20 protein-coding genes are annotated in these 21,337 nt (G+C 67.2%); 8 read left to right on the top strand and 12 right to left on the bottom strand.

Annotated elements, in window-relative coordinates; translation table 11 throughout:
* Position 1: 1 nt before the first annotated feature.
* On the bottom strand, positions 2-1,045 hold the full coding sequence (locus tag HMPREF3067_RS08205) for an amidohydrolase family protein (RefSeq protein WP_083319223.1): 1,044 nt from the start codon (positions 1,043-1,045) through the stop codon (positions 2-4).
* 30 nt (positions 1,046-1,075) lie between these two features.
* Between HMPREF3067_RS08205 and HMPREF3067_RS08200 the strand changes: the two genes are divergently transcribed.
* Positions 1,076-2,470 carry a D-alanyl-D-alanine carboxypeptidase family protein gene (locus tag HMPREF3067_RS08200; RefSeq protein WP_070769230.1) on the top strand — a complete coding sequence of 465 codons (1,395 nt, stop codon included), beginning with the start codon at positions 1,076-1,078 and terminating at the stop codon, positions 2,468-2,470.
* Here the strand turns inward: HMPREF3067_RS08200 and HMPREF3067_RS08195 are convergent.
* The 9 genes from HMPREF3067_RS08195 to HMPREF3067_RS08160 all read right to left on the bottom strand — a co-directional run bounded on the left by HMPREF3067_RS08195 (position 2,400) and on the right by HMPREF3067_RS08160 (position 10,516).
* The gene (locus HMPREF3067_RS08195; protein ID WP_070769229.1) at positions 2,400-3,386 is read right to left on the bottom strand and encodes an RDD family protein; all 987 of its coding nucleotides are present in this window, start codon (positions 3,384-3,386) and stop codon (positions 2,400-2,402) included. The two genes, HMPREF3067_RS08200 and HMPREF3067_RS08195, sit on opposite strands and share 71 nt — an antisense overlap.
* 35 nt (positions 3,387-3,421) lie before the next feature.
* The gene (locus HMPREF3067_RS08190) at positions 3,422-4,504 is read right to left on the bottom strand and encodes a YhjD/YihY/BrkB family envelope integrity protein (protein ID WP_070769228.1); all 1,083 of its coding nucleotides are present in this window, start codon (positions 4,502-4,504) and stop codon (positions 3,422-3,424) included.
* A gap of 88 nt (positions 4,505-4,592) precedes the next feature.
* The gene (gene trpS, locus HMPREF3067_RS08185) at positions 4,593-5,630 is read right to left on the bottom strand and encodes a tryptophan--tRNA ligase (protein ID WP_070769227.1); all 1,038 of its coding nucleotides are present in this window, start codon (positions 5,628-5,630) and stop codon (positions 4,593-4,595) included.
* A 189-nt stretch (positions 5,631-5,819) separates the two neighbouring features.
* A complete protein-coding gene (locus tag HMPREF3067_RS08180; RefSeq protein ID WP_070769226.1) occupies positions 5,820-6,011 on the bottom strand; it encodes a hypothetical protein in 192 nt (63 codons plus the stop codon).
* 74 nt (positions 6,012-6,085) lie between these two features.
* Positions 6,086-7,072 carry a trimeric intracellular cation channel family protein gene (locus HMPREF3067_RS08175; RefSeq protein WP_070769225.1) on the bottom strand — a complete coding sequence of 329 codons (987 nt, stop codon included), beginning with the start codon at positions 7,070-7,072 and terminating at the stop codon, positions 6,086-6,088.
* Positions 7,073-7,091: 19 nt separating this feature from the next.
* Entirely contained in the window at positions 7,092-8,033 is a 942-nt protein-coding gene (locus HMPREF3067_RS08170; protein WP_070769224.1) for an exodeoxyribonuclease III, read from the bottom strand.
* A gap of 10 nt (positions 8,034-8,043) precedes the next feature.
* The gene (locus HMPREF3067_RS08165; RefSeq protein WP_371259786.1) at positions 8,044-8,844 is read right to left on the bottom strand and encodes an MFS transporter; all 801 of its coding nucleotides are present in this window, start codon (positions 8,842-8,844) and stop codon (positions 8,044-8,046) included.
* A 35-nt stretch (positions 8,845-8,879) separates the two neighbouring features.
* Positions 8,880-9,167, bottom strand: coding sequence for an MFS transporter (locus tag HMPREF3067_RS11670; protein ID WP_371259785.1), 288 nt, complete (start codon positions 9,165-9,167; stop codon positions 8,880-8,882).
* A 98-nt stretch (positions 9,168-9,265) separates the two neighbouring features.
* Positions 9,266-10,516 (bottom strand): MFS transporter, encoded by a 1,251-nt coding sequence (locus HMPREF3067_RS08160; protein WP_070769223.1) that lies wholly within the window; start codon positions 10,514-10,516, stop codon positions 9,266-9,268.
* Between the two features lie 176 nt (positions 10,517-10,692).
* Here HMPREF3067_RS08160 and HMPREF3067_RS08155 point away from each other — a divergent pair, with 176 nt between their 5' ends.
* The 7 genes from HMPREF3067_RS08155 to HMPREF3067_RS08125 all read left to right on the top strand — a co-directional run bounded on the left by HMPREF3067_RS08155 (position 10,693) and on the right by HMPREF3067_RS08125 (position 19,369).
* Entirely contained in the window at positions 10,693-11,811 is a 1,119-nt protein-coding gene (locus tag HMPREF3067_RS08155) for an iron-siderophore ABC transporter substrate-binding protein (RefSeq protein WP_083319222.1), read from the top strand.
* On the top strand, positions 11,792-12,796 hold the full coding sequence (locus HMPREF3067_RS08150) for a FecCD family ABC transporter permease (RefSeq protein ID WP_070769222.1): 1,005 nt from the start codon (positions 11,792-11,794) through the stop codon (positions 12,794-12,796). Before HMPREF3067_RS08155 ends, HMPREF3067_RS08150 begins: the two co-directional genes overlap by 20 nt.
* Positions 12,793-13,827, top strand: a complete 1,035-nt coding sequence (locus HMPREF3067_RS08145; protein ID WP_070769221.1) for a FecCD family ABC transporter permease — start codon at positions 12,793-12,795, stop codon at positions 13,825-13,827. The genes HMPREF3067_RS08150 and HMPREF3067_RS08145 overlap by 4 nt, the downstream gene beginning before the upstream one ends.
* A 24-nt stretch (positions 13,828-13,851) precedes the next feature.
* Positions 13,852-14,673 (top strand): ABC transporter ATP-binding protein, encoded by an 822-nt coding sequence (locus HMPREF3067_RS08140; protein WP_070769220.1) that lies wholly within the window; start codon positions 13,852-13,854, stop codon positions 14,671-14,673.
* Positions 14,674-14,726: 53 nt separating this feature from the next.
* The gene (locus HMPREF3067_RS08135; RefSeq protein WP_070769219.1) at positions 14,727-15,698 is read left to right on the top strand and encodes a siderophore-interacting protein; all 972 of its coding nucleotides are present in this window, start codon (positions 14,727-14,729) and stop codon (positions 15,696-15,698) included.
* Positions 15,699-15,786: 88 nt separating this feature from the next.
* On the top strand, positions 15,787-18,003 hold the full coding sequence (locus HMPREF3067_RS08130; protein ID WP_070769218.1) for an NADP-dependent isocitrate dehydrogenase: 2,217 nt from the start codon (positions 15,787-15,789) through the stop codon (positions 18,001-18,003).
* Positions 18,004-18,184: 181 nt separating this feature from the next.
* Positions 18,185-19,369 (top strand): saccharopine dehydrogenase family protein, encoded by a 1,185-nt coding sequence (locus tag HMPREF3067_RS08125; RefSeq protein WP_070769217.1) that lies wholly within the window; start codon positions 18,185-18,187, stop codon positions 19,367-19,369.
* 358 nt (positions 19,370-19,727) lie between these two features.
* Here HMPREF3067_RS08125 and pdxT read toward each other — a convergent pair whose 3' ends face one another.
* Positions 19,728-20,318, bottom strand: coding sequence for a pyridoxal 5'-phosphate synthase glutaminase subunit PdxT (pdxT, locus tag HMPREF3067_RS08120; RefSeq protein ID WP_070769216.1), 591 nt, complete (start codon positions 20,316-20,318; stop codon positions 19,728-19,730).
* 7 nt (positions 20,319-20,325) lie between these two features.
* On the bottom strand, positions 20,326-21,258 hold the full coding sequence (gene pdxS, locus HMPREF3067_RS08115; RefSeq protein ID WP_070769215.1) for a pyridoxal 5'-phosphate synthase lyase subunit PdxS: 933 nt from the start codon (positions 21,256-21,258) through the stop codon (positions 20,326-20,328).
* Positions 21,259-21,337 lie beyond the last annotated feature (79 nt).

Raw genomic sequence — 21,337 nt, 5'->3', positions numbered from 1 at the left:
TTTATACCTCTTCTCCTGGGGTTTCGGCAGCACCTGGGATGTCTTCGGCACCGTCGTGTTCGTGGTGGTCCTCGGCGAATTCGGCGTCGGAGAGTTCCTCGTAGGCCGGCAGAAAAACCGTCTCGAGCAGGTGCTGGCGGTCCTCCTGGGTAGCGAAGGAGTGCTCTATCGCGTTGACCGACAGGTCGAAGAATTCCTCCAGCCCGTAGCCGAAGGTTTCCGCCAGGGCACTGAGTTGCTCGGTCATGCTGCCGGTGTCCCAAGACCCGGAGCTGACCGCGCAGTTGAAGCCCAGCTGCTGCAGCAGCGGCAGCGGGTGGTCAACCAGCTCCTCGATCTCGCCGCGGTCCACCTCGAAGTGGGGTGCGGCATCCAGCAGGATGTGGCGGTCGCGCACCCAGGCCGAGACCCGGCCCGGCTCGATGCCCTCCAGCGTCGCGCTGAAGTCATCGATGATGCCGGCCGTCAGCGTCAGCCGCGTCGCACCCTCCTGCAGCGCCTGGCCGATGTCCTCTGCCTCCCCCGCGGCCGTCAGCCGCACCGCGAACGGCACGTAGGCCTCGCGCAGTACCTGGAAGGCCTCGGCGAAGCCGGCCAGCGGCGCCGCAGCCTGATCGTCATGGCCTTCCTGGCCGTTATCCGCGGCGAGCTCGAAGCCGACGATCTTGCCGCTGTGCTGGGCCACGGTGAGCTGGGCCAGCTGGGTCACGGCCGCAGGATCCTGCGCGCCGCGCTCGGCGGTGACGATGATCCGGGCGTCGATGCCCTCGACGTCCAGCCCGGCCACGGCCGCGGCCAGCGCCTCTTCCGCCGCGAGCTGGGTGCTGGCCGGGGTAAAGCGCAGCTCCGCGTAGACCACGTGGTCGTCTACCAGCCGCTGCAGGTGCGCGGAGACTGCCGCGGTGAGTTCCGCCGGGCTGCCGGCCTGCGCGACCGTGGCTCCAAGCTCCTCGAAGAGGGTGATCTTCGGCAGCTGGGCGAAAACGTCCGCGTCCGCGTCTTTGTTTTCCGGACTAATTAATGGTGCGTCATGCATACCGGCCATAGTAGGTGTGCCTTTAAGATATGTCATGCCATGAAAAGAATTATCACTGCAGCTCTAGCCGCAGCCCTCGTCGCCCCCGCCCCCGTCGTGGTGGCCCACTCCCCCGCCGGAGTCGCCGCCCAGGCCCAGGCCCAGGAGGCCGGACAGGGCGATCCGCCCGCCGAGGTGCCCGAGGGTTTTGAGGACCCCGCCGCCGATCTGACCGACGCTGAGGCCGCCGAGGGCCTGCAGGACGACGGTACCGGTGACGAGCCGAGCAGCTCCATCCGCACCACCGCGCCGGATACCAACGACTGCCCGCACTCCCTCGTGCCGGCCGAGCCGAGCACCACCTCCGAGAACCTCGCGCCCGGCCAGGAATCCCCCTCCCCGCTGCCGCCGGTGGAGGGCGCGGCCTGCGGTGTCACCGCGCCGGAAGGTTTCGATCTCAACCCCGAGGTCGTCGCCAGCGCCTGGATGGTAAGCGACATCGACACCGGCGAGATCATCGCGCAGAAGGATCCGGACGGGCGCTACCGCCCAGCCTCTATCATCAAAGCTCTTCTGGCCCTGGTCGCCATCGATGAGCTGGATCTCGACAAGGAGGTCGTCGCCAACGAGGAAACCGCCGGCATCACCGGCTCCTCGGTCGGGATCGGCGCCGGCGGCCGCTACACCATCGAGCAGCTCCTCCAGGGCCTGCTCATGGCCTCCGGCAACGACGCCGCCCACGCGCTGGCCCAGGAGCTCGGCGGGGACGCCAAGGCCTTGGAAAAGGTCAACGACCTGGCCCACGAGCTGGGCACCACCTCGACCTTTGCCGCGTCCTATTCTGGCTTGGACGCACCCGGCATGTCGACGTCCGCCCGAGACATCTCCCGCATCTACCGGGCGGCCTACGCCAACCCGACCTTCGCGCGGATAGTCAACACCGAGTCCGTGGACTTCCCCGGTTACGAGGACCACCCCGGCTACGAGTTGGGCAACGACAACGGGCTGTTCATGCACGATCCAGACGGAATCGGCGGTAAGACGGGCTACACGGACGACGCCCACCACACCTTCGTCGGCGCCCTCGACCGCGACGGCCGCCGCCTGCAGGCCGTCATCCTGGACACCACCATCGAGCACGGCCCGCGGGCCTGGGAGCAGGCCCAGATGCTCCTCCACGCCGCCTACGAGGTCCCGGCCGGGGCCGGCATCGGCATTCTCGACCAGGAGGATGCGGACGACAAGGAAAAAGATAGCGCCGCCCAGGACGCGACCCCCACGCCAGCCCCGCCGGCGGATGCCGGCACCCACCAGCGCACCAGCTGGATCGAGAAATCAGACGGCTGGCTGGGCATCGCCGCGGTGGCGGCGGTGGTCGTAATCGTTATTGCTGCCGCGGCTTTTTCGTTACTTCGGCGTCGGCCCAGCGGTCGTGGGAACCACGCAGCTCGTTAGACGGGCTGATAGAAGCCAGCACGAACAGAGAACCACCCATGGAGACCAGCGAACCCAGGCCGGGGATGATCTGCACGACGCGGAACCACTGCCGCTTGACGGACTCGCCCAGGGTCAGGTTCCGGCCGGTCTCCACGTTGGCGACCTTATAGCCCATCATGCGCTTGACCGGGGTGCCGCCCATGTAGGTCTCAAAGCCTAGGAAGTAGGCGATGGAGAGCAGGGTGAAGACCACGACTCCCAGCGTTCCGCTCATCGCGTCGGGGAGCACCCCACCGCCGGCGGCCAGCAGACCGCCGACCAGGCCGGAGGCGGCGGTGGCAAGAAAACCGTCGAACAGGGCCATGCCGAAGCGCCCGCCGGCGCTCGGGCGGGCAGCGATGCGCTCGACCTCCGGGTTGGCTGCCACCGCATTCGAGTAGCGCTGGGCCGCCGGCAGGTTCGCGCTCTGGGTGGGCACCTGGTGCGGGTTAAAGGGCTGCGCGTACGGGGACGCCGGCGGGGCGTACTGCGTCTGCGGCTGCCCGTAGGGCGAACCCTGCTGAGTTCCCGCCTGCCGCTGCGGCTGCTGGAAGAACTGCTGGGTGTGCTGCGTTTGTTGCGGGTGCTGGTTGTCGGCATTGGTGACCGGCCGGGCGAGGTTCGGATCCGGCCAGCGATCGAAGTTAGCTAGGTGCTCCAGGTCGGACCAGTCGACGCTGCGGCCGGCGGAGATGGCGGCATCGTAGAGATCGCGGCGCTGCGGGTTGGACAGCACGGCGAAGACCAGCTGGGCCTCGCGGCGCTGCGGCGACTGCTCGGATTCGCCCAGGCTCTGCAGGCGCGCGTCCCGGCCGGCCATGATGATCCCCAGGGCTTGGCAGCTATCGCTGGTATCAAGTTGGTGCGCCTGGTAGAGATTGTGCGCAATGGCCATCCGGGAAAACCTCGCTTAAATTACCTCGTCAAAACTTATTTCTTGCGGTTGAGCAGTGCCAGTATACCGGCGGCGGCAGCGCCCATAGCCGCGCCGGCCCCCAGGGTAACACCGGTGTTCGGCCCCTCGTGGATCTCGTTGCGTACGCGGATGACGGCCGGTTCCGGCGCCGGCAGCGGGGTCTGGGCCAGCGACTCATCGGTGGTCGCGGTCCAGGCGGAGACGTAGAGCACCACGCGCCAGATCAGGTACATCACAATCATCAGCACGATGACCGGGCCGAAGACCGCGCCGGCCGGGGAGCCGGTGGCCGAGGACATGATTACGGTGGACAGCTGCTTGATGACCTCGAAGGCGATAGCGCCCAGCAGCGCGCCCTGCAGGCCCGACTTGGTCGGGACCTTGGTGCGCGGGAGCACGACCACCAGCCACCAGATGACCAGGAAGTTGGCGATGAGGCCGACCACCAGGCCGGTGGCGAAGAGGACGAAGTTCATGCCGGGGAAGGACTCGATGCCCACCCACTCGAAGACCTTCTGGGTCAGGCCGGAGGTACCGGCGGCGGTCACGCCGAAGGCCACGGCGAAGGCCAGCAGCAGGCCGATAAGACCAATCAGGTCGTTGAGCTTCTTGACCACGAAGTTGCCGCCCTCCGTGGCGTCGATGCGCCACATGGCGGAAATGCCCACGCGGAGGTTGTTCATCCAGCCCAGGCCGGACCACAGGGCGGTAATACCACCGATGCCGAACATGGCGCCGCGCTGATCCACGGCCGTCTGCAGGACCTCGTTGAGGGTATCGCCCAGGTCGCCGTCCACGGCGTTGGTGATTTGGTCCTGGACCTGCTCGAACAGGTCCGGGCGGTTGGCCAGCACGGCGGCGACTGCGGCCATGGCCAGCATGAGGATCGGGAACATGGCCAGCACCGAGTAGTAGGTAATGCCGGCGGCGAACTGGTTGCCGCCCTCCGCGGAATAGCGCTCCTGCATGCGCATGGTGCGCTCAACAATCCGGGACTTGTCTCGCAGCTTGTCTACGGCGCCGGGTTCATCCTGGCGGGTGCGCTCGATGCCGTACTGGTCGGTGTTCTCGCGGCGCGAGGTGGTCTTGGCTGCCACGACGGGCTCTCCTCTTGGGTTCGGGGACGGGCTTGATTGCGGGCTAAGTTATTTCCTGCGGCTGACTTGACAGCTTAACCGTAATTGCTTATCGGCGCGCAGGCAGGAAACCTACCTTGGCGTAGACGTCGTCTACCAGGGGCTGGGCCACTTCAGAGGCGCGCTCGGCGCCGCGGGCCAGGATCCGCTCGATCTCGGCCGGGTCCGCCATTAGCTCGTCGAAGCGCGCCTTCAGCGGGGTGGTGAACGCCTCTAGGGCGTCGGCGGTATCCACCTTCAGGTGACCATAGCCCTTGCCGGCGTAAGACCCCACCAGCTCGTCGATGGCCATGCCAGTCAGCGCGGACTGGATGGCCAGCAGGTTGGATACGCCCGGCTGGGTCTCGCGGTCGAAGGCCACCACGCCCAGGTCGTCCGTCACAGCCGACTTGATGCGCTTGGCCGAGGTCTTCGGCGGATCCAGCAGGTTGATAATCCCCTTCGGGTTGTCGCCCGACTTGGACATCTTCGCCGTCGGCTCCTGCAGGTCGTAAATCTTGGCAGAGCCCTCCGGGATGAAGGCCTCCGGCATGCGGAAGGTCTCGCCGTACTTGCCGTTAAAACGCTCCGCCAGGTTGCGGGTCAGCTCCAGGTGCTGGCGCTGGTCCTCGCCCACCGGCACGTAGTGCGGCGAGTAGAGCAGGATGTCCGCGGCCATGAGCACCGGGTAGGTAAACAGGCCCACGGAGGTCCGCTCCGAGCCCTGCTTGGCGGACTTGTCCTTGAACTGGGTCATGCGGGAGGCCTCGCCGAAGCCGGTCAGGCACTGCAGGACCCAGGTCAGCTCCGCATGGGCGGGCACGTGCGACTGCACGAAGAGGGTGGACTTGTCCGGGTCAATGCCCAGCGCGATAAGCTGCGCGGCCCCGGCCAGGGTGCGCTGGCGCAGCTCCTCCGGGTTCTGCTCAACGGTAATGGCGTGCAGATCCGGGATGAAGTAGAACGCGTCGTGGTTGTTCTGCAGCTCGATCCACTGCTTCAACGCTCCCAAGTAATTGCCCAGGTGGTAGGAATCCGCCGTGGGTTGGATGCCGGATAGTACTCGGGTGGTCGCGGCCTCGGCCGCGTTCGCGTTCTGATCAGTCATGGCTCAAGTGTAATCCCTGTTACCCCCGCCCGGGTCACGACGCCCCCTCCCGGGCGCGACACCCGCGCCGCCCGCCGGCCGGAAGCAGGCACGAACAAGCACCGCCGGGCATGCCAGCGGCAAAACCACCGGGTATGAAAAACCGCCGGGCAACGCGGTGCCTGGCGGTTGGGTTTTTGGTTAGAAAGCTTAGAGCTTGCGGCTGGTGGGGCTCTTGACGTCCATCAGGACGGCCCAGCCGGCCACCATGAACGCGCCGCCGATGCCCATCGTGATGGTCGGGAGCAGGAAGGCAAAGCTCGGGCCCATCACGGTCCACCACCAGATACCGAGTGCCAGCAAGACAGCACCGAGCACGAAGTAAATGATTGCGCGCGCCATAGTTTCTATTAACTCCAAGTTTTCCGGGAAATATTGTGCGTGCCATAGTCTAGCACCCGGGCACGCAGATTGCCTTAATCGTTCTGCTCCCACTGCCCCTCATCCGGGCGGCTGCGCCGCGGCAGGCCGCCCTTCGGCAGGCGCGGCCACTTGGCTTTGGGCTTGGGCTTTTTGGGCGCCGCGGCTTGGCGCTTCGGATCCGGCTTGGCGTGCCGGGTGGGCTGGGCGGCCTTGCGGGGGCGCTGGATGACCCACTGCTGCTGCGGATCGCGGTCCCGGTTGCCACGGGCGTGCTTGCCGGTCTGGCGATTGACCGAGGTGTAGGCGGAGGCGTCGAAGCGCAGGCTCCGGCCGCTGGTCAGGCTGCCGGCGCGGCGCTTCATCGAGCGCGCCCCGTCGCGCACCAGGCGGGCGGACAGGCGCAGGCGCGGGTCGATGGGCTGCTCGGCGCCCTTGTATTCGAAAACCGGTAGGCCGCGCTTGGAGTAGATGGCCCACAGGCGGGCGCAGAAGCCGAAGATGACGGTGGCGATAGCGGTGATCTCTACGCTCAGGCCGACCTCCAGCAGCAGCATGTAGACCGCGGTGGCGGCCAGGGAGATGGAGGCGTAGAACTCGCCGGAAAAGACCAGCGGCACGCGGTCGGAGAGCAGGTCGCGCAGGATGCCGCCGAAGACGCCGGAGATGATAGCGGCGACCGAAGCGATGACGAAGCCGTGCCCCAGGTTGAGCGCGGCCTGCGTACCCAGCACCGAAAAGACCGCCAGGCCGAGCGCGTCCAGGATCAAAAATAGGTGCCGGAAGTAGTGCATCAAAAACGACATCCACACCGTAAGAAGTGCCGCTACCAGCACGAAGACGAGGTATTTGGGCTGGCCCACCCAGGTCAGCGGGTAGTCGTCGAGCACCATATCGCGCACCGTGCCCCCGCCCAAGGCCGTAATGGCGGCCAGCAGGGTCACGCCGAAGAGGTCGAGTTTTTGCCGCCCGGCGGACAGCGCGGCCGTCATCGCTTCGGCGGTGATTCCGATGATGTAGAGGACGCTAAACAGTGGGGTCAATCTGTTCTCCCGCCGTTTCTTAGGCGTAGGTCACCAGCAGTGGGGAGTGGTCCGACCAGCGCTGTTCCACCGTGGGCGCCTTATCCACGCGGCTAGACTGGGCGCGGTCCAGCATTGCCTGGGTGGCGGCTTGGTAGTCGATGCGCCAGCCCGCGTTGTTGTTGAAGGCCTGGCCGCGGTAGGTCCACCAGGTGTACGGGCCGTCCTGCTCCGGGTCTGGGTGCAGGCGCCGGTCGACGTCGAACCACGCCGGTTCCTCGGCCGCGGCCCAGACCTCGCCGCCCGGGTAGTCCACTACCCCGCGCCAGTCGCCCAGGCCGGCCTTGTCCTGCGGGGTGGGATCCGGGAAACTGCCGAAGACGTGGTCCATAAAGGCGCGCTCCTCCGGCAGATGGCCGGAGACCTTCTCGTTGGGCTTGTTGTTCTTCAGGTCCTGGGAGCGGTGGCAGATATTCCAGTCGCCGCCGATGACCATCTGCGGGTAAGTTTCCGCGCGCTCGGCCAGGACCTCAGAGAACTGCCCCAGGAAGCGGTACTTCTGGTCCTGCTTGGCCGTGCCAGTGTCTCCGCTCGGTAGGTAGAGCGAGGCCACGCGCAGGGCGCTGCCGCCAGCGGCGGCCGCCGGGTCCTCGACGGTGGCCTCGATCCAGCGCCCGGAGTCGCCGAAGGTGCCCAGCCCGACCACGACGTCGCGCAGCGGGGTGCGGGACAGAATACCCACCCCGGCCCGGCCCTTGGTGCCTGGGTCCAGGGACTCGGCCATCACCAGGTGCCAGCCGGCCTCCAGGGCTGGGGCCAGGGCCTTTTCGGCCTGGGTCTGAGAGGCCCGCACCTCTTGCATCAGCACCACGTCAGCATCAGTTTCTTGCAGCCAGGCGTTCATGCCCGGGTTGTTCTCATTGCGCTGTTTGCAGGCCGCGCGGATGCCGTTGACGTTGACGGTGGCGATGGTAAAGCTCATGCTGCAAAGCTTAACGCGCGCGCTGCGCGAGCGCCCAGATGCCCACGGCAATGGCGGCGAGCACCGCGCCTGCCAGCGCCGGGGAGCCGTAGCCCCACCCCGCGCCGACCACGGCCCCGCCCAGGGCGGCGCCGGCCGCGTTGGCGGTGTTCAGCGCGGACTGGTTGAGCGCGGCGGCCAGGGTCTGAGCCTTGCCCGCGTAATCCAGCAGGCGCACCTGCAGCAGCGGCTGCAGCGCCATGCCGAAAACGCCGATGCACATAAACGTCACGATGGCCGGCACCACCGCGGTGGAGGCGAAGTAGAAGGCCAACAGGGAGATGCACAGCAGCCCGACGCAGAGCACCAGGCCGCGCTCGACGTTCCAGTCGGCCAGCCGGCCGCCCAGCCAGTTGCCGGCGGTCATGCCTAGGCCGAAGAGCATGAGGATGAGCCACATCCAGCCCGCACCCAGCCCGGCGCGCTCGGTCATCACCCAGGTGATGTAGGTGTAGACGGCGAACATGCCGCCAAATCCCACCACGCCGATGGCCAGGGTCAGCCACACCTGGCGGTTGGCCAGGGCGGAGAACTCGGTGCGCAGGGAGGTCGCCGGCATGAGCGTCATGTGCGGCATGACCACCCACAGCAGGGCCAGGGCCACTGCAGCCAGGCCGGCGACGATCCCGAAGGCGGTCTTCCAGCCGACGGCATCGCCCACGGCCTGGGCCGCCGGCACGCCGAAGATGGTGGCCACGGTCAGGCCGGTGACCACGAAGGCGAGCGCCCGGCCGCGCTCCTTGGGCGGGGACATCGACGCCGTGGACAGCATGGCTACGGAGAAATACGCCCCGTGCGGGATGCCGGCTAGAAAGCGCGCCCCAGCAGCACCGGGAAGGAGCCGGCCACCACGGACAGGGCGTTGCCGGCCACGATCACCGCCAGCAGGACGATGACCAGGCGCCGGCGCGGCTGCCGGGCCGTTAGCGCCGCCACGCCGGGCGCGCCGACCACCACACCCAGGGCGTAGGCAGAAATCACCGCGGAGGCCTGGTCCTCCGTCACTCCTAAGTCCCCGGCGATAAGCGGCAGCAGCCCCATCGCGGCGAACTCGGTGGTGCCCAGGGCGAACGCGCCCAGGGCCAGCGAGAGCATGACCACCTTCCGGCGGGCCGGGGTGATATCGGTTTGGACCGGCCGCGGGGGCGGGCCCGAGCCTTCGCGACAGCCTTAGCGACGAGGCCTCGCGGGTTTTAGCTGGCCTTTTTAGCGCGGGCTTTGGCGGCCTGCGTGATGAACCAGACGACGATGGCGCTTAGCGCTAGGCCCGCGCCGGCTAGAGCCGGGCTAGCGTAGCCGAGGCCGGCGCCGACCACGGCCCCGCCCAGCGCGGCGCCGGAGGCGTTGGCCAGGTTGAGCGCGGAGTGGTTGAGCGCGGCGGCGAGCGTTTGGGCATCGCCGGCAACGTCCATGAGCCGGATTTGCAGCGAGGGCACCAGGGAGGAGCCAAAAAAGCCGATGATGCCGAAGTTCAGCACGCCTAGCACCGGTGACTGGGAGGTGAAGTAGAAGGCCACGAGCACGACGGCGATCATCACCAGGGAGAACAGGATGCCCTTTTCCAGGTTGCGGTCGGCCAGGGTGCCGCCGAAATAGTTGCCGGCCACGTTGCCTATGCCGTAGGCCATGAGCACCAACCAGATAAGCGACGGGTCTAGGCCGGCGCGCTCGGTCATGGTCCAAGAGATATAGGTATAGACCGCGAACATGCCGCCGAAGCCGACGGTGCCCATCGCCAGCGTCAGCCAGACCTGGCTGCGGCCGAAGGCGCCCAGCTCCGTGCGCACGGACGTGGCCGGCATGCGGGTCATGTGCGGCATGAGGAACCACAGGGCCACCAGGGTGGCCACGCCGATAAGCGCGACCAGGAGGTAGGCCGCGTGCCAGCCGGCCGCCACGCCGAGCGCCTGGGCGGCGGGCACGCCGGCCACGGTCGCCACGGACAGCCCCATGCCCACCAGGGCCACGGCCTTGCCGCGCTTGCCGGCCGGGGCCATCGAGGCCGCGGCTAGGCCGGCGACGGAGAAATACGCGCCGTGTGGCAGGCCCGCGATGAAGCGGGCGGCCAGCAGCAGCGGGTAGTTGGCAGCCACCACGGACAGGGCGTTGCCCAGGGTGAAGGCAATCATCAGCAGGATGAGCAGCCGGCGGCGCGGCGTGCGCCCGGTGACCGCGGTAATCAGCGGCGCTCCTACCACCACGCCCAGCGCGTACGCCGAAATGGCGTGGCCGGCCTGGTCCTCGGTAATGCCGAAGTCGTCCGCGATGAGCGGTAGCAGGCCCATGGAGACGAACTCCGTGGTGCCGATCCCGAATCCACCCAGCGCCAGTGCGACCATGACCACGCGGCGGCGGAGCTCAGAAATCTCGGTCTGCCGCGGCTTCGGCTGGCGGCGAAGGGCCCGCCCGGGCTGTCGCTTCTGGGGTTCTGACTGGTTGCGCATCGGACTTAGAGTACGCCGCGCCAAATATATTCGCACGTCAGCGCCATATTCCCGTGAACTTTCCAACGCGCACACGTGACGGGTGATATAGATCACCCTATTGCGGCTGGGTTACACCCGCCCCTGCCACTAAAGTAGGTAAGCCTAAACAAGCACCACCTAGGAGGTTCCCGCCCATGAGCAACTCTCATCTCCCCTCTGCCACCCGTCGCCGCGCCCTCACCGGCCCCGCCCGCACCGCCGCAGCCCTCGCCACCGCCGCCTGCCTGTCCTTCGGGCTGGTGGCCTGCTCCAGCGGGGATGAGTCCGGCAGCGACTCGTCAGCGCACTCGGCCTCCGGGGATAGCGCGGCCAACGACGCCGACGCGGAGCAATTCCCCACCACCGTCACCCACGCCTTCGGCGAGACCACCATCGAGCACCCCCCGCAGCGCGTGGCCACCGTCGGCTGGTCCAACCAAGAGGTCCCGCTCGCCCTCGGCATCGTGCCCGTCGGCATGGCCAAGGTCACCTGGGGCGACGACGACAACGACGGCACGATGCCCTGGGTCAAGGACAAGATCGACGAGCTCGGCGGCGAGCAGCCCGAACTCTTCGACGAGACCGACGGCATCCCCTTCGAGCAGGTCGCCGACACCCAGCCGGACGTTATCCTGGCCGCCTACTCCGGCCTGACCCGGGAGGACTACGAGACCCTGTCCAAGATCGCCCCGGTGGTCGCCTACCCCGACATCCCCTGGGCGACCTCGCTAGAGGACATGGTCACCCTGAACTCCCAGGCGCTGGGCAAGCCTAACCAGGGCCGCGAGCTCCTGGAGAATCTGGATTCGCAGGTCGACGCCGCACTCGAGAAATACCCGAAACTTAAGAAGACCAAGCCGCTGTTCACCGCCTTCGGGGGTGCGTCCGACAAGTCGAAGATCGGCTTCTACACCACTGGGGATACCCGCATGGGCTTCCTCACAGACCATGGTTTCGAGGCGCCGCAGATCGTCAAGGATCACTCAGAAAACACCGAAAGCTTCTGGGAGGAAGTCTCGGCTGAAAACCCCGAGCAGTTCGAGGACGTCGACTTCCTCATCGCCTACTCCTCCGGCAACGCGGACGAGGACGCCAAGGCCATCGAGGACATGCAGAAGGATCCGCTGCTGTCGAAGATCCCGGCCGTCCGCGACGGCCGCATCGCCCTGCTGCCCGACGGCCCGCTGGGAGCGGCCGCTAACGAGTCCCCGCTGGCCCTGCCACCGACCATCGACGACTACTTCCGAATTCTGAATGACGCCGTTGAAAATTAAAAACTCCGCTATTGTCGCCCTGCTGATCCTCGCCGCCGTCGCGGCGGCGGTCAGCTCCGTCATGTTCGGGGCCCGTTCCATCGGCGTCGCCGACGCCCTGGACGCCCTCCGCGGCCTATCCGCCACCCCGGAGCAGGCGGTGGCCTATACCCGCCTGCCGCGCACAGTCATGGCGCTAGTGGTGGGGGCGGCCCTTGCCGTCAGCGGCACCACCTTACAAGCCGTCACCCGCAATCCCCTGGCCGATCCGGGAATCTTCGGGGTTTTGTCCGGCGCGTCCTTGGCCGTCGTCATCGGCATCGCCTTCGGCGGGTTGGCGAGCGCGCTCGGCACCATGGTGGTGGCCATCATGGGCGCTTTCGCCGCCGCTGTCTTCGTCTACGCGATCGGCTCCTTGGGGCGCGGTGGGGCCACCCCACTCAAGCTCGCCCTGGCCGGGGCGGCCACCGCGGCAGCCTGCTCCGGGCTGGTCAGCGCCATCCTGCTGCCACGCACCGACGTCATGGACCGCTTCCGCTTCTGGCAGATCGGTTCCGTGGGCGGTGCCCAGTGGGACCTGCTCGGAATAGCGGCCCCGCTGCTGATGCTGGGCCTGCTGATCGTCGTGATACACACGGGCGGGCTCAATGCCTTGGCTCTCGGCGACGACGTGGCCACGGGGCTCGGCGTCAAGGTGCTGCGCACCCGCCTGCTGGCTACCGTCGGCGCCGTCGTCCTGTGCGGTACCGCCACGGCCCTAGCCGGGCCCGTCAGCTTCGTCGGCCTCATCGTCCCGCACGTCCTGCGGTTGCTCATGGGCCCCGACAACCGCTGGCTAGTTCCCGCGACGGCCCTAGCGGGAGGAGTGTTGCTGACGGTGGCCGATACCGTGGGGCGGCTTGTCATCCGCCCCGAGGAACTCGCCGTCGGCATCATCACCCCACTCATTGGCGCTCCGCTGTTCATCTGGATTGTCCGTGAAGTCAAGGTGCGTGAGCTCGCATGACAAAGCTTTCTTACCCCGCGCTCAGCGCCGACCGGCTGCGCGCCCAGCGCAACCGCCGCCGCGCCCGCTACGCCGTGGCCCTGGCATTACTGGGCATCGCTGTGCTTGCACTGTGGTGGATAACCCTCATGGTGGGTGAGACCACCTACTCGGCCGGGGAGATCCTGCGCGTCCTACGCGGGCAGACGGTCCCGGGCGCTTCCTTCACGGTCGGTGACCTGCGCCTGCCGCGGGCTACCGCGGCGGTCGCGGCGGGAATCGCCTTCGGCATCGGCGGCGCCACCTTCCAGACCCTGCTGCGCAACCAGCTGGCCTCCCCGGACATCATTGGCATATCCGCCGGGGCCTCGGCCGCCGGGATCACCACGATAACCTTCCTTCACCTGTCACAGACGGCCACCTCCGCCATCGCGCTGATGGCCTCACTGGCGGTCGCACTCATCATCTACCTCACCAGCCTGAAGTCGGGTTTTTCGGGCACGCGTCTCATTCTCATCGGCATCGGCTTTGCCGCCCTCCTCCAGGCCTGGGTCAACTACGCGCTGTCCCAAGCCGCCGCGTGGGATCTGAACACCGCCACCCGCTGGATTACCGGCTCCCTCAACAACATGAGCTGGGAACGCGGCCTGCCCCTGCTGGTCGTGGTCGCCGTCGTCGCCCCCGGCATGCTGGTGCTTTCCCACGTGCTCAACCTACTGGCCTTAAACGACGAGATAGCCATTGGTTTTGGCCTGCGCGTCAACCTCTCCCGCGTGCTACTCATCCTAGGTGCGGTCACGCTGGTTTCCGTGGCCACCGCGGCCACCGGACCCATCGCTTTCCTGGCCTTCATGTCCGGTCCCATCGCCAGCTGGCTGGTCCCGCGCGGCTTCCCCGTGCTGGCTCCCGCCGCCCTCGTCGGCGCGGTACTGGTGCTGGCCGCGGACCTAGCGGGCCAGCTTTTCTTCGGAACCCGCTACCCCGTGGGGGTTATCACCGGCGTGCTGGGCGCGCCCTTCTTAATCCTCGTTCTTATCCGATCCCACCGCTAAACCGATCCCTGCGTTAGGAAAGTCATGACCGCTCAATTACACGCCCGCGACCTCCGCCTCGATTACGGGCACGGCACCGTCTTAGACGGCCTCGAGGTCAAGCTCACCCCCGGCGCGATTACCTCCATCGTCGGCCCCAACGGCTGCGGCAAGTCCACCCTATTGCGCTGCCTGTCCCGGCTACTGGCGCCGACCTCCGGGTCGGTTTACTTAGACGGGCACGACATCAGCTCCCTGCCCACCAAGCAGCTGGCCCGTCAGCTGGGCCTGCTGCCGCAGTCGCCGGTCGCCCCGGACGGGATCGTCGTAGCAGATCTCGTGGGCCGCGGGCGCACCCCGCACCAGGGGCTGCTCGGCCACTGGTCGCAGGAGGACTACCGGATAGTTGCCGAGTCCCTGGAGGCCACCGGCACCGCCGCACTGGCCGAGCGCGCCGTCGACGAGCTTTCCGGCGGTCAGCGCCAGCGCGTCTGGATCGCCATGGCCCTGGCGCAGCGCACCGGCATCCTGCTGCTGGACGAGCCGACCACCTACCTCGACGTCAAGCACCAGCTGGAGGTCCTCGACCTGCTCACCGACCTCAACCGGGACAACGGCACCACCATCGTCATGGTCCTCCACGACCTCAACCTCGCCGCCCGCTACTCGGACGAGCTGGTGGCGGTCTCCGACGGCGACGTCTACTCCCACGGCACGCCGACGGAGGTCATTACCCCCGAGTCCGTCCGGCACGTCTTCGGCATCGACTGCCAGGTCATCACCGACCCGGTCTCCGGTACCCCGGCCGTAATGCCCATGGGCCGGCACCACGTCCCAGAGCACCCAACCAAAGAGCAACCGCGTTAAAGTGCACTAGCCCTACACCGCCTACTCCATCGAGGTTCTTAGAGGTCTACCCCATGCCATTTCTGCCTTTCCTCGCCCGGGTCCGGGCCAGCCGGCGCATTAGCCCCAATTTCCAGCGCGTGACCTTGTCCGGCCTGGCGGACATGGGCCCGGCCGGTCCGATCCGGGACCTGCGCATCAAGCTCATCATCCCCGGCCCCGAGCCGCTGACCGGTTTCGCGGGCGCGGCGGACTGGTTCGCCACCTGGCGCGGCCTCGATCCCCGCGTGCGCGGGGACATGCGCACCTATTCCATTCGCGCCCGCCGCGGCGACGAGGTCGATATTGACTTCGCCCTGCACCCCGGTGCAAACCCCGGCCCCGCCTCCGCGTGGGCCGCGTCCTGCCAGCCCGGCGATACGCTGTGGCTGATAGGGCCGACGGCGGATGATTCCACCGGGGCCGGCATCGAATTCCGGCCCGGAAACAGCGAGCGCGCCTTGCTCTTCGGCGACGAGACCGCCCTGCCCGCCATCGCCCGCATCCTCGACGAGTGGCCCACCGGCCTGGCCGGCCACGCCTTCTTCGAAGTGCCCTCCGCCGCCGATGCCGAGGCCCAGTCCCGCGACATCGCGCTGCCCGACCGGGTTAAGTTAACGTGGCTGGTCCGGGAAAACGCCCCGCGCGGGAGCCTGCTCACCGACGCGCTGCGGCAGTCGGCCGCCGCAGGGTCAGGAAAGACTGCGGAACAAAAGGCAGAAACGGAAGAAAAGACTACAGGGGCGGATAGGCCGGCTGACGCGAGAGAAGATCGCAGCGCCACTGACTCCGACGGGGGCGCCACTCTGGTGTGGGAGACACCCCAATTTTCGGCGTCGGGCGAAGCTCTCCCGCCCGCGGGCCCGGCGTTGCGCGATTATTACTGGATCGCCGGGGAATCGGGTGCGGTGACCAGCATGCGGCGCTACTTGGTGAAGGAATGCGGCATCGACCGGCGGCAGGTGTCTTTTATGGGGTACTGGCGCCTGGGCCGGGCAGGTTCCTAGAAATCCATAGAATTCGGCGCTGGTGCGGGGTAAACTGGCTCAAGCTGTACTTTAGTTAACCGACACTACGCAAGAGGAGATACTTACCTTGGCTAAAATCATGTGGACTCGCACCGATGAAGCGCCGCTGCTGGCGACCTACTCGTTCAAGCCGGTCGTCGAGGCCTTCGCCTCCACCGCCGGGATCGACGTCGAGACCGCGGATATCTCCCTGGCTGGCCGCATTGTCGCCCAGTTCCCGGAGCGCCTGACCGACGAGCAGAAGCAGGACGACGCCCTGGCCCAGCTCGGTGCCCTGGCCAAGCGCCCGGAAGCCAATATCATCAAGCTGCCAAACATCTCCGCCTCCCTGGTCCAGCTGAAGAAGGCCATCGCGGAGCTGCAGGCCGCCGGCTACGACCTGCCGGACTACCCGGACAACCCATCGACCGACGAGGAAAAGGACATCGCGGCCCGCTACGACTCCGTCAAGGGCTCCGCCGTGAACCCGGTGCTGCGCGAGGGCAACTCCGACCGCCGCGCCCCGGAGGCCGTGAAGAACTTCGTCAAGAAGCACCCGCACCGCATGGGCGAGTGGTCCGCTGATTCCAAGACCAACGTCGCCACCATGTCCGACGGCGACTTCCGCCACAATGAGAAGTCGGTCATCATCGACGGCGAGGACTCCCTGACCATCAAGCACACCGCCGCGGACGGCACCGAGACCGTCCTGCTGGACGGCCTGAAGGTCCAGGACAAAGAGGTCATCGACGGCACCTTCATGTCCGCCAAGGCCCTGGACGAGTTCCTGCGCGCCCAGGTCGCGCGCGCCAAGGAAGAGGGCGTTCTGTTCTCCGCGCACCTGAAGGCCACCATGATGAAGGTCTCCGACCCCATCATCTTCGGCCACGTCGTGCGCGCCTTCTTCGCCGACGTCTACGACAAGTACGGCGAGGAGCTGCTGGCCGCCGGCCTGAACGGCGAGAACGGCCTAGGCGCCATCTACGACGGTCTGGAGAAGCTGGACAACGGCGCAGAGATCAAGGCCGCTTTCGACGCCGCCTACGAGGCCGGCCCGGACCTGGCCATGGTCAACTCCCACAAGGGCATTTCCAACCTGCACGTGCCCTCCGACGTCATCATCGACGCCTCGATGCCGGCCATGATCCGCACTTCCGGCCACATGTGGAACAAGAACGATGAGGAGCAGGACACCCTGGCCGTCATCCCGGATTCCTCCTACGCCGGCGTCTACCAGGCGGTCATCGAGGACTGCAAGGCCAACGGCGCCTTCGACCCGACCACCATGGGCACCGTCCCGAACGTCGGCCTGATGGCCCAGAAGGCCGAGGAGTACGGCTCCCACAACAAGACCTTCAAGTCCCCGGCCGACGGCAAGATCGAGGTCCTCAACACCGCCGGCGACGTCCTGATCTCCCACGACGTTGAGGCCGGAGACATCTGGCGCGCCTGCCAGACCAAGGACGCCCCGATCCAGGACTGGGTCAAGCTGGCCGTCAACCGCGCCCGCCTGTCCGGCATGAAGACCATCTTCTGGCTGGACCCGGAGCGCGGCCACGACGCCAACCTGATCTCCCTGGTGGAGAAGTACCTGGGCGACCACGACACCGAGGGCCTGGACATCGAGATTATGGATCCGGTGGCCGCTACCAAGATCTCCGTGGAGCGCATCCGCCGCGGCGAGGACACCATCTCCGTGACCGGTAACGTCCTGCGTGACTATAACACCGACCTCTTCCCGATCCTGGAGCTGGGCACCTCCGCTAAGATGCTCTCCGTCGTCCCGCTGATGGCCGGCGGCGGCCTCTTCGAGACCGGTGCGGGCGGCTCCGCCCCGAAGCACGTCCAGCAGGTCGAGGAAGAAAACCACCTGCGTTGGGACTCCCTGGGCGAGTTCCTGGCCCTCGCCGAGTCCTTCCGCCACGAGCAGCAGTCCAACGGCAACGAAAAGGCCGGCGTGCTGGCCGCCGCCCTGGACCGCGCCACCGAGCGCCTGCTGAACGAGGGCAAATCCCCGTCCCGCAAGGTCGGCGAGATCGACAACCGCGGCTCCCACTTCTTCCTGGCCGCCTTCTGGGCCGACGAGCTGGCTAACCAGGCCGACGACTCCGAGCTGGCCGAGAAGTTCGCCGCCGTCACCAAGGAGCTGAACGAGCAGGCCGACGAAATCGCTCAGGCTCTGCTGGACGTTCAGGGCTCCCCGGCAGATCTGGGCGGCTACTACCTGCCGGACGAGGCCAAGACCACCTCCGTCATGCGCCCGGTCGACAAGTACAACCAGATCATCGACGGCCTGAAGGCTTAACCACTTCGCCTTCTCCGCCTAGCGCGCACTAAGCCCCAGGGCTCCCCGGGGCTTTTCGCATGCCTGGGGTCTAAAACCGGGTCGCCCGGCTTCCCACCCCAAGCAGCACCGGAGTCCCAGGCCGGCTTCCCAAGCCGGATTCCCCCGCCGGGAAGCCGGCTTTGCCGTTATCCTGAAGGGCATGGATATAGGCACCCACGACCGTGAATTCGACATCGTCCTGTTTGGCGCGACCAGCTTTGTCGGCGCCACCACCGCGCGCTACCTGGTGGACTGCCACCCCGAGCTGAAGATCACCGTGGCCGGCCGCAACGCGGACAAGCTCGCCGCGTTAGACCTAGGCTTGGAGACCATCGTCGCCGACGCGAAGGACGCCGCGGCTATCGACGCCATGGTCCAACGCACCGCGGTGCTGATTTCGACGGTGGGGCCGTATACCCGCTACGGCGACGAGGTCGTGCGCGCCTGCGCCCAGTATGGCACCCACTACGTGGACCTGTGCGGCGAGGCCCTGTTCATCCGCCGCACCATCGACCAGTGGCACGCCACCGCCCAGGAAACCGGGGCCAAGATCGTACCGTCGTGCGGCTTCGACTCGGTGCCGTCCGATATGGGCATGTTCCACCTGTTTAGCTCCGCCGGCTACCCGGAGTTCGCGGAGGTGACCATGGCGGTCGAGCACCTCCAGGGCGGGCTGTCCGGCGGGACCATCGACTCGATGCGTGCGGTCAGCAAGGACGCCAAGGAAATGCCCAAGGGCGGGGCCATTCTCCACAGCCCGCACTCGCTGTCCCCGGACCACAAACAGGAGCCGGATCTGGGGCCCGAGCCGGACCTGGTGGTCGATTTCGACGAGCTGCTGCAGCAGTGGGCCGGGCCGTTTTTCATGGCCATGTTCAACACCCGCGTAGTCCGCCGCAGCAACTCCCTGCTGGGGCACGCCTACGGGCCCATGCGCTACCGCGAGGTCATCCCCACGGGCACGGGGCTTGCGGGCAAGTTCAAGGCGAACCTGCTCAAGGCCGTCACCGCCGCCGGATTCGCCATCATCATGGTGGACAAGCTGCGCCGGCCGCTGTCCCATTTCATCCCGGAGCCGGGCGAGGGCCCGAAAGACATCGACGCCGGCGGCTTTATCATCTCCCACACGGGTCTGACCACCGACGGCGCGCTGCACACCTCCCGCGTGGCCGCCGACGGCGATCCCGGGTACAAGACCACCGCCATGATGCTGGCCGAGGCGGCCGTCACCCTGGCCACCCAGCCCGACGATCTGCCCGAGACCACCGGCGTACTCACGCCGGCCACCGGCCTAGGCCAGCCGTACCTGCGCGCGCTGCAGGCCCACGGCATGCGTTTTAGCTAAGCCTGGCTACGGGCTCACTAGGACGCTGGAAATACACAAAATACATAAAGTACACATCCATACACAACGAACTCTGCTATTTAGCGCACCAAAGCCCGAAATAACTTGGGCAGCTGGTTCACGAGCCAGCGTCATCCGACCTCTCAGCTAAAGATCGACGTTTCCTGGCAGTTATGTCCCTTGATGATGGCCCCTCGGAAATAATCGACGTCGCCAACCGGTTAAGAGTCAGCGTGCAACAAGCGTATAACTACCGGAAGCGGCTAGTTGACGCGGACATGGTCACGGCAGGCCGCGGAACAACGAAATTTTCCCTCCCTATCTTCAGGACTATTTACGCGAACACGTGGTTGCTGAATTACTCGACTAACGCTGCGGCCCGCAGCCAGGCCGCGTGGACTCGGTCATCGCCGTTTTCTTCCGGATGGAAGCTCAGCGCGGTGACGGCCTCGGCGCGCACGCCCACGACGACGGGTTCGCCGTCCGGGCCGGGCACGCGGGAAAGCACCTCCACGCCCTCGCCCACGCGGGTGACAATCGGCGCGCGGATGAAGCTGGCGTCGACGGTCAGGCCCGCGCCCACGGGCACGGCCTGCTCCGCGGAGTGGCGCTGGGAGCCGAACGCATTGCGGCGCACGGTCACGTCCATAACCCCCAGAGCCTGCTGCCCCGGGGCGGGGTTGTCCAGCTCCCGGGCACAGTAGATGAGCCCGGCGCAGGTGGCCAGGGTGGGCAGGCCGCCGCCGATGGCCGCGGCCAGTGGTCCTGCCAGGTCGAAGGTGCGGGCCAGCTTGTCGATGACGGTGGACTCGCCGCCCGGGATGACTATCCCGTCGAGGCCGTCCAAGTCCCGCGGCATCCGCACCCGGCGGGTATCCGCCCCGAGGCCGTCCAGGATTTCCAGGTGTTCTTCCACCCCACCCTGCAGGGCGAGTACGCCAATGCGCATGTGGGGCTTACCAGCCGCGCTCGGCCAAGCGGTGCGGGGCCGGGACGTCGGCGACGTTCAGGCCGACCATGGCCTCGCCCAGGTTGCGGGAGACCTCGGCCAGCACAGCCGGGTCGTCGTAGGCGGTGGCGGCCTTGACAATGGCGGCGGCGCGCTTGGCCGGCTCGCCGGACTTGAAGATGCCGGAGCCGACGAAGACGCCCTCGGCGCCCATCTGGCGGACCAGGGCCGCATCGGCCGGGGTAGCCACGCCGCCGGCGACGAAGAGAACCACCGGCAGGGAGCCGGTCTCGGCGACCTCGGCGACCAGGTCGTAGGGGGCCTGCAGCTCCTTGGCGGCGACGTAGAGCTCGTCGCGGTCCAGGTTGCGCAGGCGGGCGATTTCGCCCTTGATGGTGCGCAGGTGGCGCACGGCCTCGGAGACGTCCCCGGTGCCGGCCTCGCCCTTGGAGCGGATCATGGCCGCGCCCTCGGTAATGCGCCGCAGGGCCTCGCCCAGGTTGGTGGCGCCGCAGACGAAGGGGACGTCGAAGTCCCACTTGTTGATGTGGTTGGTGTAATCCGCCGGGGAGAGCACCTCGGACTCGTCGATGAAGTCCACGCCCAGCTCCGCCAGAATCTGGGCCTCGACGAAGTGGCCGATGCGCGACTTGGCCATCACCGGGATGGACACGGCGCCCACGATGCCGTCGATAAGGTCCGGGTCGGACATGCGGGCCACGCCGCCCTGGGCGCGGATATCGGCAGGCACACGCTCGAGCGCCATGACGGCGCTGGCGCCGGCGTCCTCGGCGATCTTGGCCTGCTCCGGGGTCACCACGTCCATGATGACGCCGCCCTTGAGCATGTCCGCCAGGCCGCGCTTGACGCGGGTGGTCGCGGTCTGGGCGCCGGCCGGGGCCTGTGCGTTCTGCTTAGCGTTCTTCTGGGTTTCAGTCATGGCCTACATCCAACCCCGCCCAAGTGGTTTATGACAAGAGCCACTTTTGGCGTGTTGAAATGGACCACTTACTATGGAT

It is taken from the genome of Corynebacterium sp. HMSC04H06 (assembly GCF_001815935.1).
Classification (GTDB): domain Bacteria; phylum Actinomycetota; class Actinomycetes; order Mycobacteriales; family Mycobacteriaceae; genus Corynebacterium.
Note: the sequence above shows the minus strand (reverse complement) of the source record. Positions and strands in the feature narration are given on the sequence as shown.

What these genes read in the sequence shown, in the direction of transcription:
- HMPREF3067_RS08205 (WP_083319223.1), bottom strand. Translation starts at nt 1,045, where the DNA reads ATGGCCGGTATGCATGACGCACCATTAATTAGTCCGGAAAACAAAGAC.
- HMPREF3067_RS08200 (WP_070769230.1), top strand. Translation starts at nt 1,076, where the DNA reads ATGAAAAGAATTATCACTGCAGCTCTAGCCGCAGCCCTCGTCGCCCCC.
- HMPREF3067_RS08195 (WP_070769229.1), bottom strand. Translation starts at nt 3,386, where the DNA reads ATGGCCATTGCGCACAATCTCTACCAGGCGCACCAACTTGATACCAGC.
- trpS (WP_070769227.1), bottom strand. Translation starts at nt 5,630, where the DNA reads ATGACTGATCAGAACGCGAACGCGGCCGAGGCCGCGACCACCCGAGTA.
- HMPREF3067_RS08180 (WP_070769226.1), bottom strand. Translation starts at nt 6,011, where the DNA reads ATGGCGCGCGCAATCATTTACTTCGTGCTCGGTGCTGTCTTGCTGGCA.
- HMPREF3067_RS08170 (WP_070769224.1), bottom strand. Translation starts at nt 8,033, where the DNA reads ATGAGCTTTACCATCGCCACCGTCAACGTCAACGGCATCCGCGCGGCC.
- HMPREF3067_RS08165 (WP_371259786.1), bottom strand. Translation starts at nt 8,844, where the DNA reads ATGCTGTCCACGGCGTCGATGTCCCCGCCCAAGGAGCGCGGCCGGGCG.
- HMPREF3067_RS11670 (WP_371259785.1), bottom strand. Translation starts at nt 9,167, where the DNA reads ATGCTCTCGCTGGCCCTGGGCGCGTTCGCCCTGGGCACCACCGAGTTC.
- HMPREF3067_RS08160 (WP_070769223.1), bottom strand. Translation starts at nt 10,516, where the DNA reads ATGCGCAACCAGTCAGAACCCCAGAAGCGACAGCCCGGGCGGGCCCTT.
- HMPREF3067_RS08155 (WP_083319222.1), top strand. Translation starts at nt 10,693, where the DNA reads ATGAGCAACTCTCATCTCCCCTCTGCCACCCGTCGCCGCGCCCTCACC.
- HMPREF3067_RS08150 (WP_070769222.1), top strand. Translation starts at nt 11,792, where the DNA reads ATGACGCCGTTGAAAATTAAAAACTCCGCTATTGTCGCCCTGCTGATC.
- HMPREF3067_RS08145 (WP_070769221.1), top strand. Translation starts at nt 12,793, where the DNA reads ATGACAAAGCTTTCTTACCCCGCGCTCAGCGCCGACCGGCTGCGCGCC.
- HMPREF3067_RS08140 (WP_070769220.1), top strand. Translation starts at nt 13,852, where the DNA reads ATGACCGCTCAATTACACGCCCGCGACCTCCGCCTCGATTACGGGCAC.
- HMPREF3067_RS08135 (WP_070769219.1), top strand. Translation starts at nt 14,727, where the DNA reads ATGCCATTTCTGCCTTTCCTCGCCCGGGTCCGGGCCAGCCGGCGCATT.
- HMPREF3067_RS08125 (WP_070769217.1), top strand. Translation starts at nt 18,185, where the DNA reads ATGGATATAGGCACCCACGACCGTGAATTCGACATCGTCCTGTTTGGC.
- pdxT (WP_070769216.1), bottom strand. Translation starts at nt 20,318, where the DNA reads ATGCGCATTGGCGTACTCGCCCTGCAGGGTGGGGTGGAAGAACACCTG.
- pdxS (WP_070769215.1), bottom strand. Translation starts at nt 21,258, where the DNA reads ATGACTGAAACCCAGAAGAACGCTAAGCAGAACGCACAGGCCCCGGCC.